Genomic DNA, 15,642 nt, shown 5'->3' with positions numbered 1-15,642 from the left:
CCCCCGTTCATCCGGCCGTCGCCGCGCGGACCTGGACGAGGAACGCGTCGAGCACACCGTCGCCGACGAGTGCCTGCCGCACGCCCCACCGGTTGCTGTTGCCCGTCTTTACCGCCTCCGCCCGCTTGACCAGCGCGTCCGCGGCGGCGGTCAGGCGTTCGGCCTGGGCGTCGTCCCCGCGCGTGGCCGCCGCGAGCGCGTCCAGCCGGGTCACCATCGCGTCGCCCCACAACGCGGTCGCATCCAGCCACGGACCGGCCTCGCGGACGAACGCGCCCTGCACCTGCCCACCGCGGATTACGGTGGGAGCGTTGCGGATCTGTTCGGCATACGAACGCATTTTGCCCAGCGCACTGTGATCGCCCGCGTTCCAGCGCTGCCAGAAATCGGCGACGTGTGCGGCGAGCGCCGGCGCCTGCGGCTGCCACGGCGTGGGCCCGAAAACCGGGGCCAGGTGTTCGAGATCCGCGAACACCTTGAGCGCCGCAGTCACGCGCTGATCGCCGCCCGCGAGCCGACCCAACGCCTGCGGCCACGACCGTTCCGGCGAGTATCCGGCGTCGTTCCAGGAGAAGTCCGCGACGCCGAACTCGGCGATCTCGCTGGCCGCTTCCTGGTTCATCGGATTCGAGACGATCCCGTTCAGGTACTTCGACAGCCCCGCTTCGCGATGCGCGTACGGCGCGAGCAATAGCCGTCCGGCAGACTGGTCAAAGTCGTTGACCGGGTAGTTGTCCCAGAGGAACACCTTTCGTCCGTACACAGTGGACACCTGCTGGGCTTCGTCGTTCTTCACGCTCGGCGGCACCACCGCGGTGCCGGTCCATTGCACGACCACGGACGGGTCAAGGTTCTCCCGCAGCTCTGTCTTGTACGGCGAATCTTCGAGATCGCTGTACTCAGTCGGCACTGTCTGCAAAGGACGGACACCGTCGTGCGTCCGCACGAAGTTCTTGGCGACCTCATTCAGCAGCGAGACCTGCGCCTTGCCCGCAGCGGCCTGTCCGGGCGCTCCGAACGCCTTCTGGTCGGCAGCGCAATTCCACTTGGTGTACGAGATGTCGTCGAACGGCAGCGAGAACGACCGCACGCCGAGGTCGTAGACGGACTGGAATTTCGCTTTCACCGCCGCGATGTCCTGCGGCGACGAGAAGCAGATCGACACTCCGGGCGACAACGCATAGGTGAAGTCGACGTGGTTCGCATTCGCCGCCTGGACAAGCTTTCCAAGGGTGTCCAGCTCCTGCTGCGGATACGGATCCCGCCATTGCGCGCGGAGGTACGCGTCGTCTTTCGCGCTGTAGATGTAGGTGTTCGCCTTGGTCTCACCGAGGAACTTGATCTGCCGCAACCGGTCCTCGTTCGTCCACGGTGGACCGTAGAACCCTTCGATCGATCCGCGCAGCGCCATGTTCGGCCAGTCCCGCACCCCGACGCCGCTCACGGCCCAGCCTTGTCCATTTCGGACGAAAAGCTGCCGCAGTGTCTGTACGCCATAGTATTGCCCGGCACCGTCCCGGCCGTTGATCGTCACACCGTCGCGCCGCACGGCAAGGGAATAACCCTCGGCCTGTGTCGGCGCATCCCCGCTGTTAGCAAGCCGGATGACAAAACCGCGCTCCGGGCCGTTGCTGATCTTCTTCACCCCGTGCTGTTTCAACAGGGAAATCAGCAGGTCCTTCGCCGGACCGTCAGTGGTTCCATCGGTGACCAGCACGACCGACGACGGCAACGCGACGTCCGCAGTGTCGCGATTGATCTGTTGCGGAGTAGGAGAAACGACGGGCACTGAGCCCGGCCGCGCGGCAGCGGGCTGGACAATCGTGAGGGCACTCGTCGCGACGACAGCGGCGAGCCAAGCTCTGCGGCGTACAGTCATGGCTTCCTCTCAGGCGGCGGGAACAGTGCGGTACAACGCGAAAGTAGCCAAATACGGCGTCGCCCGCGATTGTGTGACGATCACGCGCAAGTGGCTGGCGGTGACCGGCATTGGGAGGGTGACGAGCCGATTCGCGCCGATGGTGGTGACAGTCGCGATCGTGCGCCAGGAACCGTCCACTTCGGCCTGGACCGTCGCACCCTCGACGTGCTGGCCGCGCGTGATGTCCTCGCCCAGGCGAAGCTGATCGAACGTGACAGCCTTCGGCAGCACGACGTCCATCGTCCCGGCGAGCGCACCGCGCGGCGGCGACCAGGACGTGGTGAGCGAGGAGTCCGTGACCGCGTTCAATCCCCGTGCACCGGCGGCGAGGTTCTGCGCCTGCGTCTTGGCGATGGCCTGCCCGAAAGACGCCAACGCGGTGACATCGGCCGGGGCGACCCGGCCGTCCGGACCTGGGGGAACGTTCAACAGCAGCGACGCGTTGCGGCCCACCGAGGCGCGGTAGAGATCGACGAGCTGCGCAGGCGTCTTCGGCTGTTCGTCCGGGTGATAGAACCAGCCCGGCCGGATCGACACATCAGCTTCGGCCGGGGCCCATTCCAGATACCGCACGGACGGGTCGGCGAGCACCTGCCGGGAGCCGAGGTCAGCGCCCTCCGCGCCGCCGACGAACAACTCCTCGTTGTGCGCGGCGTTCGGATCCCCGGTGGTCGGCAGCGCGCTCCACTCGGTCTGACGGGCCTGGCCGTTCTCGTTGCCGACCCAGCGCACGCCCGCCGGCCCGGCGAACGTGACCGTGTCCGGTGACAGCGCGTGGATCATCCGGAACCAGGTCGCGAAGTCGTAGTTTTCGCTGATTCCGTTGCCGCGCCAGGGATTGGCCCCGTCCAGCCACAGCTCGTCGATGGGCCCGTACTGCGTGAACAACTCGTAGATCTGGTTCAGGTAGTAGGCGTTGTAGTCGTCCTCGGTGACGGTGAACTTCGGCAGCTTCCCGGCCGCGAGCGCCGCGGCCCGGTCGTCGTTCGGGACCAGCGACGGAATCGTGCGCACCTTCGCCGCGCTCCCCGTGCCGTACCGGCCCTGACCGGCAGGCGTGTTCGCCCGGTCGTCGTAGGTGGCCTGCTCCTCGATGCTCAACGGCTGCCCTGCGGCGACCTTCGCCTCGACCCGTTTCACCTGGTCAGCGAAGAACTGCGCGGGCAGCTCGGCACCGTCCGCCGGCGACAGGTACACACCGACCTTCAGCCCGGCTTTCCGAGCGGAATCGACGTAGTCGCGCAGGATGTCCCCGCGCGGATTGGCGCACCCGGCGGCGCGGACCTGCCAATATGCGGACGGATCCTGCGCACGGCCGTTCTGCGCCGCCGCGCGCGCTTTCGCTACGGCGTCGTCGGCGCACCCAGGCGTGACCCACCACGGGCTCGCGACGACCGAGTGGTTCGTGTAGCGCGTCGGATAGAGGACGAACCCGTCGTGGTGCTTCGCGGTCAGCATCACCTGCGTCACGCCAGCGGCTTTCATCGACCGCATCCACTGCTCGGTGTCGACCGCCGGCGGCGCGAACGTCGACTCTTTCTCCGCGCCGGATCCCCATTCCCGGTCGGTGAAGGTGTTCATGCCGAAGTGCGTGAACGCGGTGACCGGCCGCTGCTGCCAGGCGATCTGCCCGGAACGCGGCACAGTCGCGGCGGCCTTGGCGAGAATCCGGTCCATGCCGTCGCACGTCTGCACGGTCTGGATCGCCGCGGGCCGGATGGGCCCGTGACAACCCGCTGGCTCGGCGGCGGCCGCTGCCGTTCCCCCAGCCGTCAGTACCGCGGCTAACGCCAGACTCGCGGGAATCGACACGGCGGCCCCCTCCTGTCGGATCCGTGACCGAACGGTGACGGCGGGGAGCGTAAGACGGGCATCCATCGGATGTCTAGACCTGATCGGCGGAGGCCTTCCCGCTTTCACCCGAGCGCCAGGTCTTGGATCACACCTGTTCCAAGCTCTGGCTTCCTCCCTGGCTAGCCCGGTGGCCGATGGTCAGTGATCTGATGGGTCGCGATGTAGTACCAAGGTCAGGTGGGACATCCAGCCACCCCGGTTCCGGCCGCGCTGACCAGCACCGTCCAGCGCTGGCGGGAGGAAGGCGAACCGGCCCAGCCAGCTGTCCGCTGGTCGCGCGACGCCTGGCGCAAGCACTTCCCGCACCGTCACGCATTCCTCGACGCCCTCCCCGACCTAGTCGACCGCGCAGAAGCCACCCGCCACGCCGCACACGCAGCGACCCCGGAAGGCGCGGAGCAGGCGTTCCTGGCCGCGATGATCTGGGGATACGGCCGCGTCGGCTACGGCCCCTGGCGCACCGCTCGTGTGCTCACGGAAAACCCATCCGCGCCCGAGCGGCTGGCGGAAGTCGCGCTCGTCGCGCGAGAACACGGCGGGCTGGCGGCGTTCCGCGATCTGGCGCGTGCTCCGCTGCGCTACCTAGGGGTCGCTTTCGGCACAAAGTACCTGCGCTTTGTCACGGCCGCCGCTGACCATGCGAACGCCCCGATCCTGGACGCTGTCGTGCGCCGCTGGCTCGCGACGCACACCGGCCTGCGCCTGACCATCGACGAATGGCGGCCCGCCAGTTACGAAAAGTACGTCGCGTTGCTGACGTCCTGGTCCGCGCAACTCGGCCTGGCCGCGGACACTGTGGAGGAACTGATCTTCCGGTCAGCAGTCAGCCGGGCGGGGTCGGGCCAGTGGAGCGAGGAGTGGGCAGGTGCCGAGGAGCCTGCGGACAAAGCGCAAGCCACGCTGCTCGAACTGGAGCGGCTGTTCGACACCGCAGAGGCCGGGTCGGCGCGAGCGGCGAGGCCCCACTTGGACGAACTACACCGAATCATCCAGCACGGCTGGCCCCGCCCGTCGGCTCGGTGAGCACGGACCGCCAGTGCCGGGCCCGCTCGATGATGTCGTCGGTGAGCTGCTGATGAAACCGGCTCAACGCATGCAGCCGCGCGCCAGCCGGAGTTGACCGGCCCAGCCGCACCGCTCCTCGGCGCGCGGCGTCGGCGAGCTGATGGTTCCGCTGCGCGCTGGCAAGAAACGCCTGAAACCACGCATCCGGCCCTACGCCGTAGCGCTCCGCGCGGCTTTTCGCCGTCCGCTCCCGGCGAAGCAAGCCCTCGGCTTCGAGGTACCGGACTGATTTCGAGACCGACGCCGGGCTGACCCGCAAGTGCCGAACCAGCTCGGCGGCGCTCATCGCAGCGTCGTCGGTGGTGAGCAGGGCGGCGAGCACTCTCCCGGCCATCCTGGGCACTCCGGTGCCGATCAGGGTGGCCGCCAGCTGCTGTTCGACGCTGCGGGCAGCCTCGGTGCCCTTGACCGCGCCGACGCTGGGTTTTCGGTGGTGCGCCCGTCGTTTCGCGGCCTGGTGGGCCGAGTCCGGCGCGTAGCCGGAGCGGCCGCCATTGCGCGTGACCTCGCGGCTGACCGTGGACGTGGGCCGGGCGAGCCGGCGCGCGATCTCGGCGTAGCCGAGCCCGTCGGCCAGGCCGGCGGCGATGACCCGCCGGTCGCGGCGAGTGAGTCGGGATCCGGGCACAGCAGACCTCCTCGTTGCAATAACCCTATTCCTGATGCACCGAAGAGTCGATCCTGACCTGCGCAGATACCTCCGCACGGCGCATTCCGGAGTTTCCGGCGAACGGAAGACCACGGATAGGTTGTGGCCGTTATCGGTGCTGAGGAAGGAAAGTTCGCATGCCCACGACCTCCGAACCGGCGATCCGGGTGCGGGGCCTGGAAAAATCGTACAAAGCATTGCCCGTGCTGCGCGGCGTCGACTTCGACGTGGCGCGCGGCAGCATCTTCGCTCTGCTCGGCTCCAACGGCGCGGGCAAGACGACGGTCGTGCGGATCCTCGCCACGCTGCTCAAGGCCGACGCGGGCACGGCGGCCGTCAACGGGTTCGACGTCGCCGCGCAGTCCTCGGACGTGCGGGAGTCCATCAGCCTCACCGGACAGTTCGCCGCGGTGGACGAAATCCTTACCGGGCGCGAAAACCTGGTGCTCGTCGCGAGGCTGCGGCACCTGAAAGATCCCGGTGGGATCGCGGACAGCCTGCTCGCCCGGTTCTCCCTGCGGGAAGCGGCCGCGCGGCAGGCGTCCACCTACTCGGGCGGGCTGCGCCGTCGTCTCGACCTCGCGATGAGCCTGGTCGGGAACCCGCCGGTCGTTTTCCTCGACGAGCCGACGACCGGCCTAGACCCGCGGGCGCGCGCCGAAGTGTGGGAGGCCGTGCAGGAACTCGCCGGACGCGGCGCGACCGTGCTGCTCACGACGCAGTACCTGGACGAAGCCGAGCACCTCGCCGACCAGATCGCGATCCTGCACCAGGGCCGGATCATCGTGAACGGCACCCTCGCCGAACTCAAGCGGCTGCTCCCGCCCGCCAAAGTCGAATACGTCGAGAAGCTGCCGACGCTCGAAGACGTCTTCTTCGCCGTCGTCAGCGAGGACCGCCGATGACCAAACACTTCGCCTCCGACACCGCAGTCCTTTTAGGACGCTCACTGCGCCGGATCGCACGCAGCCCGGACACCGTCGTCACCACCGCCGTCCTGCCGATCGCGTTCATGCTGCTGTTCGTTTACGTCTTCGGCGGCGCGATCCAGCACGGGTCCGGCAGCTACGTGGCCTATCTGCTGCCCGGCATCCTGCTCATCACCATCGCCTCCGGCATCTCCTACACCGCTTTCCGGCTGTTCCAAGACCTGCAGAGCGGCCTTTTCGAACGCTTCCGGTCCATGCCGATCGCCCGGTCCGCCGTGCTGTGGGGGCACGTGCTGACCTCGCTGGTCGCCAACCTCGTCTCGGTCGCCGTCGTGGTGGGCGTCGCCGTGCTGACGGGATTCCGTTCCGGAGCGGGATTGCCGGCGTGGCTCGCGGTCGCCGGCATCCTGCTCCTGTTCACGCTGGCGCTGACCTGGATCGCGGTCATCCCGGGCCTGCTCGCGAGGTCGGGCGACGGAGCGAGCGCGTTCTCCTATCCGCTCATCTTCCTGCCGTTCGTCAGCTCAGCCTTCGTCCCGACCGCCAGCATGCCCGGACCAGTACGCGCCTTCGCCGAGCACCAGCCTGTGACGGCCATCGTCAACGCCATCCGCGGCCTGCTGACCCAGCAGCCCGTCGGCGCGGAGATCTGGACCGCCCTCGCCTGGTGCGCCGGCGTCCTCGTTGCCGCCTACGGCCTCGCGATGCTGATCTATCGCAGGATCAGCCGTTGAGGAAACGCTCCAACTCCCCCGTCACAAACTGTGGATTTTCCTCCACCAGCCAATGCCCCGCCCGCGGCACGTCGGCTGCCTGGACGATGTCCGTCAACCGCGGGGCCACAGTGGACCGAATGGCAGCAAGCTGCCCTTGCGCTGCCAGGAGCAAGGTAGGCACCTTCACCGGCACCGCAGCCACCCCGTCGCGGACATCCTTGTCCAGTGCGCGGTAAAGCTCGAACCCGCCGGACAGCACCGATGGGCGGCTGTACGTTCGCGCATATTCGGTGATCTCGGCATCGGTGAACGGCGAACGGTCCGAAGTCCCGCCGAATGCAGTGCCGCCAAAGGAAACCTGCGGGTAGAACAGCGCGAGGTATTCGCGAACATCGTCCCCCACAACCGCCTCCGGGACCCGGCGTTGGGAATGGAAAGCGATGTGCCAGCTCAACGTCCGATAAACAGCCGCGTTGATCGCGGGTCCGGGCAACGGCAGGTCGAAATATCCGAGCCGGGATGTGTCGTCAGGAAATTGGCTGGCGTACTGAAAAGCCACCGCAGCACCGAAATCGTGCCCTACGACGGCCGCGTTCCGGACCTTGAGTCGCTCGGCGATCAAGGTATGCACGTAGCGCGCCAGGGTGGCTTTGTCGTAGCCAGTCGGGGTGCCGGTGCTGTCGCCCAGACCGGGCAGGTCGATCGCGTACACGGTGTGGTGTTTCGCGAGGGCTGGCATGACCGGCCACCAGCCGTACCAGGTCTGGGGCCAGCCGTGGATCAGGACGACCGGGCTGCCGCTTCCGCCGGTGACGTAGTGCATGCGGACGCCGTTGACGTCGGCGAACTCGTGCCGGAACGTTCCCTGGAACGCGGGGTCGTCCTGGGTGGCGGCCGCGTAGGGCTCGAGTGGGGTCGAGCAGGCCGCGCTGCCGATCGCGAGCAAGACGGAGAGCGCGAGCGCCGCGACTGCGCGGGGCCACGGCCGGGATGTGGTGATCATGCGGCCAGTCTCGCCAGCTCGGCTCGGCCGTGGCACGCGAAATTGCCGTTCCGGCAAGGTGGCGTCCGATGCCCGATCGTTCAGAACTGGCATGGACTGGTTCGCTGCTGCCGGGCCCGACGGTCGACGGCACCCAGTGCATTCCCATGAACAGCAAGGCTGCCGAAGCGGGTTCCCCCGGCTCCGAAAAGGGCCGGGGAAGCCCGTCAGTTCACGCCGCCGGACCCTCCACTGTGGCCGGTGCTCCTCAGCGCGGATTCGCCTTCCGCCACGTCGCGTAGTCCGCCACCGCCGCTCGCACGTCGAACTCCGGCGCGAAGCCCGTTTCCTCGCTGAGCCGCGAAATATCCAGGTGCGGCCGGGTTTCTCCGCCAGGCCGCAGGTGTTCCGGCAAGCCTGGCACGATCTCCGCCAGCGCCTCGGCGAACTCCCGGTTCGTCACCGGTCGCCCGCTCGACACGTTGTAGGTGTCGTACTTCAGCGAAGGCGCGGTGGTCAGCAACGCGATCGCGCGGCCGGCGTCCGGGGCGTAGCAGCAGTCGAACCCCTCGTCGGCGACCAGCGGGGGCGGCGTTTCCCCGCGCAGGCCCGCGTTGAGATAGGACGGGATCGGGAAGAACGGCGATTCCGGGTCGACCAGCGGACCCCAGACAGTCCCGATCCGCAGCACCACCGGTTCGACGCCGCTGCCCTGCAGGCTGTGCGTCGTCAGGGGTTCGACGGCCTTCTTGAACGCCACGATCAGATGCGGCAGATCCGCGGTCGGCAGCGGCAGCTCCTCGTGCCAGCGCGGTTCTTCGCGTCCGATGTAGACACCGAGGCTGCTCGCCACCGCGAACCGGCGCACCCGCCACGTCCGGGCCGCGTCCAGGGCGTTGGTCAGCCCGGCGAGGTCCGTCCGGAAGAACGCGACCGGATCGTCGCCGGGAATGCTGCCCGCCAGGTGGACGATGGCGGTGATGTCGTAGCGGTCGCCGAGCGCGAGGAACGCGTCCCGGTCCGTCACGTCGAGCGGTTCGACGGCGACCCGGCCCGCCAGGAACGACGGGACGTCCGTCCGCCGGTGCCCGGTGACGAGCACGTCTTGTCCGGCGTCGGCGAGCGCCCGCGCGGTGTGCGCCCCGATCATGCCGAGGCCGCCGGTCACGAGGATTGTCATGCCGCGACGCTACGGCGCGGCCGCCCGCCGGTTCTTGAACAAATCGCGCATCAGAAGTGCGTGCCGCCGTCGATGCGGACCTCGGTGCCGGTGATGAACGCGGCGTCCTCGCTGGCGAGCATCGCGACCACCGACGCGACCGTCTCCGGACCGGCGAAACCCTGGCCCAGCGCGGGAAGCAGCTTGCCGAGCAGGGTGAAATCGGCGTCCTCCGGGAAGCCGGGGCCGACGCTCTGCTTGCTCTGTCCGCTGCCGTCGGTCATGCCCGACGAGATCGAACCCGGCTGCACGGCGGTGAACCGGATGCCGTCCTTCGCGTACTCAGACGCGAGCGCGTGCGTCATCGACTGGATGCCGCCCTTGCTCGCCGCGTACGCCGCCATGTACGGATGCGCGAACATCGCCGAGGTCGAGCTGAAGTTCACCACCGCGGGCGCGGAACCCTCGCGCAGCGCCGGGATCGACTCGCGGATCACCAGGAACGTGCCGACCAGGTTGACCCGCAGCACCTGCTCGAACGCCTCGAGCGGCATCTCGTGGGTGTGCGCCGACCGCAGGATGCCCGCGGCGTTGACCAGTGCGTCCAGCCCGCCGAGCCGCTCGACCACCGACGCGACCCCGGCCTTGACCGACGCTTCGTCGGCGACGTTCACGACCACGGTGCCCAGCCGGTCCCCCACGTCGCCCGCCTTCTCGACGGTGTCCGCGAGACCCGCTTCGCTCACGTCGGCGGCGATGACGTGCCCACCCTCGGCCAGCATCCGCAGCACGGTCGCCTGCCCAATGCCCGAGCCGCCCCCGGTGACCAGCACGCGGCGTCCTTCGTAACGGTTCATGTCCGCTCCTTTCCTTCACTGGTCACGTTACGCCTACGTGGCAGTTTGTGCCACCTTGACTCTGCATGCAGAGCTGGCAGATGTCCGGTATCGTTGTCCGGTGAGCGGAAAGCCCCTGACCCTGACCGAACGGCGCAAAGCGGCGACGCAACTCGACATCGCCCGCGCCGCCGCCCGGCTGTTCACCGAGCACGGCGCGCAGGGAACGACCGCGGAAGCGATCGCCGACGCGGCGGGCGTCGCGCCGCGCACCTTCTACCGCTACTTCCGCACGAAAGAGGACGCGGTCGCTCCGCTGCTGGTCGTCGGAGCCGATTCGTGGCGCGAGCACCTCGCCGCCACCGCCGAAGGAACGCCGCTGCTGAAGGCGGTCGAGGACGCGATCCGCAAGACAATCTCCGCCGCCGACGCCGCCCCGGAATTCAGCTGGACGCGCGGCCTGCTGCGCGCCGCGAGCGGGGACGATTCGGCGCTGGCGGCCGTGTGGCACCGGGTGAACGGCGAATCCGAGACGCGGCTGCGTCCGGTGTTGGCCCGGCTGGCTCCGGAGACGGACGAGGTGATCGTGCATCTCGTTGCGGCAGCGGCGACGGACGCGATCCGGATTTCGCTGGAGATCTGGGCGGGGACCGAGGAAAAGGCGGCACCGGTGGAGCTGGCGGTCCAGTGTTTTCGCCGGTTGTCGGGCGGGCTCGGCGGCTCGTGAGTCAGGCCGCGACGAGCGGCGTTTCCCCTCATGCCTTCTGACCGGCGATGCCCGCGCTCGACCGCTCGCCGCTGAACGGTGCTGGCCGTCCTCGTCCGGACGGAACCGGCCGTCGGCTGGCCGGGGATGCTGCGCGGCAACGGATCCTCGGTGACCCGGCACCATGCCCGAAGGTTCGCCGGTTCGGTCCATCCCGGTACAGCCTCGGCGACCTGCTGGTGGACGTAGCGCGCGTGGCTGCACGTCTCGTGCCAGGCGCTCCGGCGCTGCTCCGCGGTCAGCCGCCGCCCGAACAGCTCGTCTCGCAGTGCCAGCTGACGATCGAGATCGTGTTGCACGGCCAAAGAGCTGTCGAGGCCAGCCGGGGTCCGCTCGGCGCAGACCGGACACGGGCAGGCCCACAGCTGTTCGATCTCCGGCGTCCGGCTGAACACCTTCTCGCAGGTGTCGATCCGGTGATAGCTGAGCAGGCGAGGCACGAACACCGACGGCCCGCCGCCACCGGAATAACCGCGAGAGACCGGGTACAGATGCCGCAGCGAACTCCTCGTGCCCACTGCCGCCGCGTGCCCGCCGTGGCACAGCAGGCCGACGGACGAGATGTCGCAGCGCAACACCAGCACGGGAACCATGCAGGCGGCCAGAAGATGCAGAAACTCGCGCAGCACCCGCTGGACCCCGAACGGGTCGGCCTTGTGCTCGAGAACGACCGCGACCGGCACCCCGTGCCGGTTGATCTCCGCCGCCAGGGCGACCGTGATCGGGTGGCTGCCGAACCACCACGGAGAAAGCGGCAACACCGCGACCGCGGACGGCTCCCTGGCGGCGGCGAGCAGGCTCCCGCGAAGGCCCGTCCAGTCGCGAGCCGCGAGGTAGCCGGAATCCGTCAGCGGCAGCAGGCCGAGCTTCCGCTGCTTCCGGCACCACGCCGGATGCGTCCCGGCTCCGGCCGGCACTCGCCGCTTTCCGGTGTAGCGCTCGGCATCGCACAGAATCGGCCCGGCAAACCCCTCGTCGCGGAGAGACTTCACCGAATCCGTCGCCGACCTTCCCGTCAGGACAACCCCGGCGTCGTGTGTCGCGCAGACCTCGAGCAGCGTCCTGGCCTGCGCGGGCCGGCACTGGACCAGGAGCCTTCCAGCGAGGCCTGCCAGCGCCGAGTCCATACGGTCCACGGTGACGCAAGCTCGCCCGTGCGGTCACTGAACGTCGCCTGCCTGCCGACATCAACCACACCGGAGGCGGACACCGTCCTCACCCAGTGCAGACCCGTGCCGCCCTGTGGGTGATCCGCGTGCCCGTCATCCGGTCAGCGGAACTCGTGCACGACCTCGATCTCGCCGACCAGGTGCGCGTTGAACTCCGGCAGCTCCTCCGCGGGCACCCACAGCTCCAGGATCGTTTCGCCGCCCGCCTGCCGCACCGGGTAGCGGTCGAGGAACGCTGTCTCGACCTGGAACCGGGTCACGTAGCCGGCGCCGTCGAACCGGACGTTCCAGTCCCGCGCGATCTTCACCGCGTAGTCCTCGTTCAGCACCGGGTAGAAGATCGGCTGGTCCGGCAGCCGCGGCGGCCACGCGCGCCAGCCGGACCGGCGCACCAGCTCCAGCTCGGCCGGACCGGTCGGCCGCCACAGCTCCGTCGTCTCCATTGCGTCCCCCTTTCGACGGCACGGTAGCCGTCGGCGGCGGACGCGGGCGACCGGTTTTGGTCCGGTCTACCAAAGTACGGCCCCAGCACCACCGGCACGCCCGCTGTGTCCAAACCGGACAAAGCGTGCTTTCCGCTGCCCGCCAGAAGATCCAGCAGCACTGCGAGCCCGCATCGTTCCCGTCCGCACCCTTGACAACCAGCCACCAGCCGCGCTTATGGTATACCAAACAACGAAGGGTGTGCGCGATGAAGCGTTCCGCAGTGGTGGCCGCGGTGGCCTTCACCCCTTACGTGGCGATGATCGCCGGCCTGCCGTGGTTCAGCGGCGGCGGCCGGGTCTGGTTCCTGCCCGAGATCGGGTTCTGGATCCTGCTCTGGGTGGCGCTCACGCCCCTGTTCCTCGCCGTCGCCGACCGCATCCGGCGCGCCGGCGCCGCCGAAACCGGGCAGGAGCAGCGATGAACGCGGGCACGATCGTCGCGCTGGCCGTGGTGGCGCTGGCGGTGGTCATCGGGCTGGCCGCGCGCGGCCGGAAGCAGATGGACCTCGAACAGTGGACGGTCGCCGGCCGGTCCTACGGGACGCTGCTGTTCTGGGTGCTCGCCGCGGGCGAGACCTACTCGACCTTCACCTATCTCGGCGCCTCCGGATTCGCCTACGCCAACGGCGGCGCGGCGTTCTACATCGCCGGCTACGGCACGTGCGCCTTCATCCTGTCCTACTTCTTCCTCCCTCCATTGTGGAGGTACGCGAAGAAGCACAACCTCGTCACGCAGGCGGATTTCTTCACCCACCGGTTCCGCAGCCCGTGGTTCGGCGCGCTGACCGCGATCGTCGGCGTGGCGTTCATGATCCCCTACATCGAGGCGCAGCTGCTCGGGCTCGGCCAGATCGTCGAGACGACGACCGGCATCAACCGGGTCACCAGCATGGTGCTCGCGGTGGTGCTGATCGCGGTGTTCGTCTACGCGTCCGGCATGAAGGCGGCCGCGTGGGTGTCGGTGCTGAAGGACATCCTGCTGATCGGCACCGTGCTGATCGTCGGCATCGCGATCCCGGTGCACTACTTCGGCGGCTTCGGGCACCTCATCGACACCGTCCAGGCACAACATCCCGGCTTCCTCAGCGTGCCGGCCCCGGGCAGCCCGCTCGGCGTGCCGTGGATGATGTCGACCCTGCTCGTCACGAGCGCGGCGTTCTTCATGTTCCCGCACGCGCTGGCCGCGATGTACACCGCGAAGTCCGAGCAGACGATCCGCCGCAACGCGATTTACCTTCCGCTGTACCAGATTCTCATCGCGTTGACGCTGTTCGTCGGCTTCGCCGCGGTGCTCGTCGTGCCCGGGCTGAAGGGCAGCGCCACCAACGGCGCGCTGCTGTCGCTGACCTTGAAGACCATGCCGTCGTGGGTGGTCGGGCTCGTCGGCGGCGCGGGCGCGCTGGCCGCGATCGTGCCGATCAGCCTGCTGCTTCTGCAGTCCGCAACGCTGCTGGCCCGCAACGTCTACCAGGGCGTCCTGCGGCCGAAAACGAGCGAGCTGGGCGTGTTCCGGCTCTCGCGCGGGCTGGTCGTGGTCGTGACCGCGGTGGCGCTGGTGTTCGCGGTCTTCCAGCCGGCGCTGCTGGTGAACCTGCTGCTGACCGGCCAGAACGGCGTTTCCCAGTTCTTCCCGGCGATCGTGCTGGGGCTGGTGTGGCGGCGGCTGACCAAGGCGGGCGCGGCGACCGGGCTCGTGGTCGGCGTCGCGATCGTCGCGTGGACGGTGCTGGCGTCGAAGAACACCTTGTGGGGCCTCAATCCCGGACTGCTCGCGATCATCGTCAACGTCGTGCTCACGGTCGGCGTCAGCCTCGCCACCTCCGAGCGGCGCGCGCCGACAGTCCGGGCCGAAGCGGTGGAGGGTGTCGCGTGAACCTGTTGCTGCGCAACGTCCGGCCCGGTGGCGGCGAGCCGACGGACGTGCTGGTACGCGACGGCCGGATCGCCGGATTCGGCCCGGCCGCCGCTGACGTACCGGTCGAGGACGGCGGCGGCGCGTTGCTGCTGCCCGGCCTCGTCGACGCCCACTGCCACCTCGACAAGACCCTGTGGGGCCTCCCCTGGGTGCCGAACACCTCGGGCTCGGTGCTCGCCGATCGGATCTCGAACGAACAGCGCCGCCGCAAGGAATTCGGGCTCCCCTCGCCCGAACCGGCGGCCGCGCTGCTCGGCGAGATGATCGCGAACGGCACCTCGTTCGTCCGCACGCACACCGATGTCGACCCCGAACTCGGGCTGTCCGGCATCGAGGCGGTGCGGGAGGCGGCGGCGCGGCATCGCGGCCGGGTCACCGTCGAGCAGGTCGCCTTCCCCCAGGGCGGCCTGCTCACCCGGCCCGGCACGCTGGAGCTGCTGGAGCGCGCCGTGGCGTCCGGGGTGGAGAACGTCGGCGGCATCGACCCGGCAGGCTACGACCGCGATCCGCGCGGGCACCTCGACGCGATCTTCGACATCGCCGCGCGGCACGGCTGCGGCGTCGACCTGCACCTGCACGACGAAGGTCCGCTCGGGGCCTGGGAAATCGAGCTGATCATCGAACGGACGAAGGCGCTCGGGCTCGCCGGGAGGGTCGCGATCGGGCACGCGTTCGGCATCTGCGGCATCCCGGACGCGCAGCAGGACCGGCTGATCGCGGACCTCGCGGAGCAGCAGATCACGCTGACCACCGCGGCGGTGTACGACCGGCCGGTGCCGCCGCTGGCCAAGATGCGGGCCGCGGGCGCGAACGTCGCCTGCGGCAACGACGGCATCCGCGACCTGTGGGGCCCCTACGGCGACGGGGACATGCTGACGCGCACGATGCACCTGGCGTACCGCAGCTCGTTCCGGACCGACCCCGAGATCGACCTCGCGCTGCACGCGGCGACGTACGGCGGCGCGAAGGCATTGGGGCTCAAGGACTACGGCCTGCGGATCGGCGACCACGCCGATTTCTTTCTCGTAGACACAGTGTACCCGGCCGAAGCCGTCGTGTCCCGTCCCCCGCGACGGCTGGTGGTGAAGGGCGGGGCCGTCGTCTCGCGGCGATAGCCCCGCAGTCGGCGGGGGCTCTGGTTCCCCTGCCAGGGACTAGGGCGGCCTCAGCCTGTCGACAGTCGGCAGGCTGAGGCC

At 69.1% G+C, this 15,642-nt stretch carries 14 protein-coding genes; 7 read left to right on the top strand and 7 right to left on the bottom strand.

What is annotated here, in order from left to right:
* Positions 1–7 precede the first annotated feature (7 nt).
* Both RPX00_RS32425 and RPX00_RS32420 read right to left on the bottom strand, forming a co-directional pair.
* Positions 8–1,879, bottom strand: a complete 1,872-nt coding sequence (locus tag RPX00_RS32425) for a beta-N-acetylglucosaminidase domain-containing protein (protein WP_406631075.1) — start codon at positions 1,877–1,879, stop codon at positions 8–10.
* A 9-nt stretch (positions 1,880–1,888) separates the two neighbouring features.
* Positions 1,889–3,733 (bottom strand): alpha-L-fucosidase, encoded by a 1,845-nt coding sequence (locus RPX00_RS32420; protein WP_406631073.1) that lies wholly within the window; start codon positions 3,731–3,733, stop codon positions 1,889–1,891.
* Between the two features lie 219 nt (positions 3,734–3,952).
* Between RPX00_RS32420 and RPX00_RS32415 the strand changes: the two genes are divergently transcribed.
* Positions 3,953–4,798 (top strand): hypothetical protein, encoded by an 846-nt coding sequence (locus RPX00_RS32415; RefSeq protein ID WP_406631071.1) that lies wholly within the window; start codon positions 3,953–3,955, stop codon positions 4,796–4,798.
* On the opposite strand, the gene RPX00_RS32410 is transcribed toward RPX00_RS32415, so the two are convergent.
* Positions 4,761–5,468 carry a helix-turn-helix domain-containing protein gene (locus RPX00_RS32410; protein ID WP_406631069.1) on the bottom strand — a complete coding sequence of 236 codons (708 nt, stop codon included), beginning with the start codon at positions 5,466–5,468 and terminating at the stop codon, positions 4,761–4,763. The genes RPX00_RS32415 and RPX00_RS32410 overlap by 38 nt on opposite strands.
* 158 nt (positions 5,469–5,626) lie before the next feature.
* On the opposite strand from RPX00_RS32410, the gene RPX00_RS32405 reads away from it, so the two are divergent.
* Positions 5,627–6,394, top strand: a complete 768-nt coding sequence (locus RPX00_RS32405) for an ABC transporter ATP-binding protein (protein ID WP_406631068.1) — start codon at positions 5,627–5,629, stop codon at positions 6,392–6,394.
* Positions 6,391–7,152: an ABC transporter permease gene (locus RPX00_RS32400; protein WP_406631066.1), complete on the top strand. Its 762-nt coding sequence runs from the start codon at positions 6,391–6,393 to the stop codon at positions 7,150–7,152. Before RPX00_RS32405 ends, RPX00_RS32400 begins: the two co-directional genes overlap by 4 nt.
* Here the strand turns inward: RPX00_RS32400 and RPX00_RS32395 are convergent.
* From RPX00_RS32395 to RPX00_RS32385, 3 genes are all read right to left on the bottom strand, one after another.
* On the bottom strand, positions 7,142–8,137 hold the full coding sequence (locus tag RPX00_RS32395; protein WP_406631064.1) for an alpha/beta fold hydrolase: 996 nt from the start codon (positions 8,135–8,137) through the stop codon (positions 7,142–7,144). The genes RPX00_RS32400 and RPX00_RS32395 overlap by 11 nt on opposite strands.
* A gap of 247 nt (positions 8,138–8,384) precedes the next feature.
* Positions 8,385–9,296 carry an NAD-dependent epimerase/dehydratase family protein gene (locus RPX00_RS32390; RefSeq protein WP_406631062.1) on the bottom strand — a complete coding sequence of 304 codons (912 nt, stop codon included), beginning with the start codon at positions 9,294–9,296 and terminating at the stop codon, positions 8,385–8,387.
* Positions 9,297–9,346: 50 nt separating this feature from the next.
* On the bottom strand, positions 9,347–10,132 hold the full coding sequence (locus RPX00_RS32385; protein WP_406631060.1) for an SDR family NAD(P)-dependent oxidoreductase: 786 nt from the start codon (positions 10,130–10,132) through the stop codon (positions 9,347–9,349).
* A 100-nt stretch (positions 10,133–10,232) separates the two neighbouring features.
* On the opposite strand from RPX00_RS32385, the gene RPX00_RS32380 reads away from it, so the two are divergent.
* Complete coding sequence (locus RPX00_RS32380) at positions 10,233–10,838, top strand: TetR/AcrR family transcriptional regulator (RefSeq protein WP_406631058.1); 606 nt, start codon at positions 10,233–10,235, stop codon at positions 10,836–10,838.
* A gap of 1,309 nt (positions 10,839–12,147) precedes the next feature.
* Here RPX00_RS32380 and RPX00_RS32375 read toward each other — a convergent pair.
* Positions 12,148–12,489: a hypothetical protein gene (locus tag RPX00_RS32375; protein ID WP_406631056.1), complete on the bottom strand. Its 342-nt coding sequence runs from the start codon at positions 12,487–12,489 to the stop codon at positions 12,148–12,150.
* 248 nt (positions 12,490–12,737) lie between these two features.
* Between RPX00_RS32375 and RPX00_RS32370 the strand changes: the two genes are divergently transcribed.
* Genes RPX00_RS32370 through RPX00_RS32360 form a run of 3 tightly spaced genes read left to right on the top strand, consistent with a single transcriptional unit; the run spans position 12,738 to position 15,561 of the window.
* Positions 12,738–12,953, top strand: coding sequence for a hypothetical protein (locus tag RPX00_RS32370; protein WP_406631054.1), 216 nt, complete (start codon positions 12,738–12,740; stop codon positions 12,951–12,953).
* Complete coding sequence (locus RPX00_RS32365) at positions 12,950–14,404, top strand: sodium:solute symporter (protein ID WP_406631052.1); 1,455 nt, start codon at positions 12,950–12,952, stop codon at positions 14,402–14,404. The genes RPX00_RS32370 and RPX00_RS32365 overlap by 4 nt, the downstream gene beginning before the upstream one ends.
* Positions 14,401–15,561: an amidohydrolase gene (locus RPX00_RS32360; protein ID WP_406631051.1), complete on the top strand. Its 1,161-nt coding sequence runs from the start codon at positions 14,401–14,403 to the stop codon at positions 15,559–15,561. The genes RPX00_RS32365 and RPX00_RS32360 overlap by 4 nt, the downstream gene beginning before the upstream one ends.
* Positions 15,562–15,642 lie beyond the last annotated feature (81 nt).

The organism is Amycolatopsis sp. WGS_07 (assembly GCF_045278895.1).
In the GTDB taxonomy this organism is placed as follows: Bacteria; Actinomycetota; Actinomycetes; order Mycobacteriales; family Pseudonocardiaceae; genus Amycolatopsis.
The sequence above is the reverse complement of the archived record's forward strand: the minus strand, read 5'-3'. Positions and strand labels throughout refer to the sequence as shown.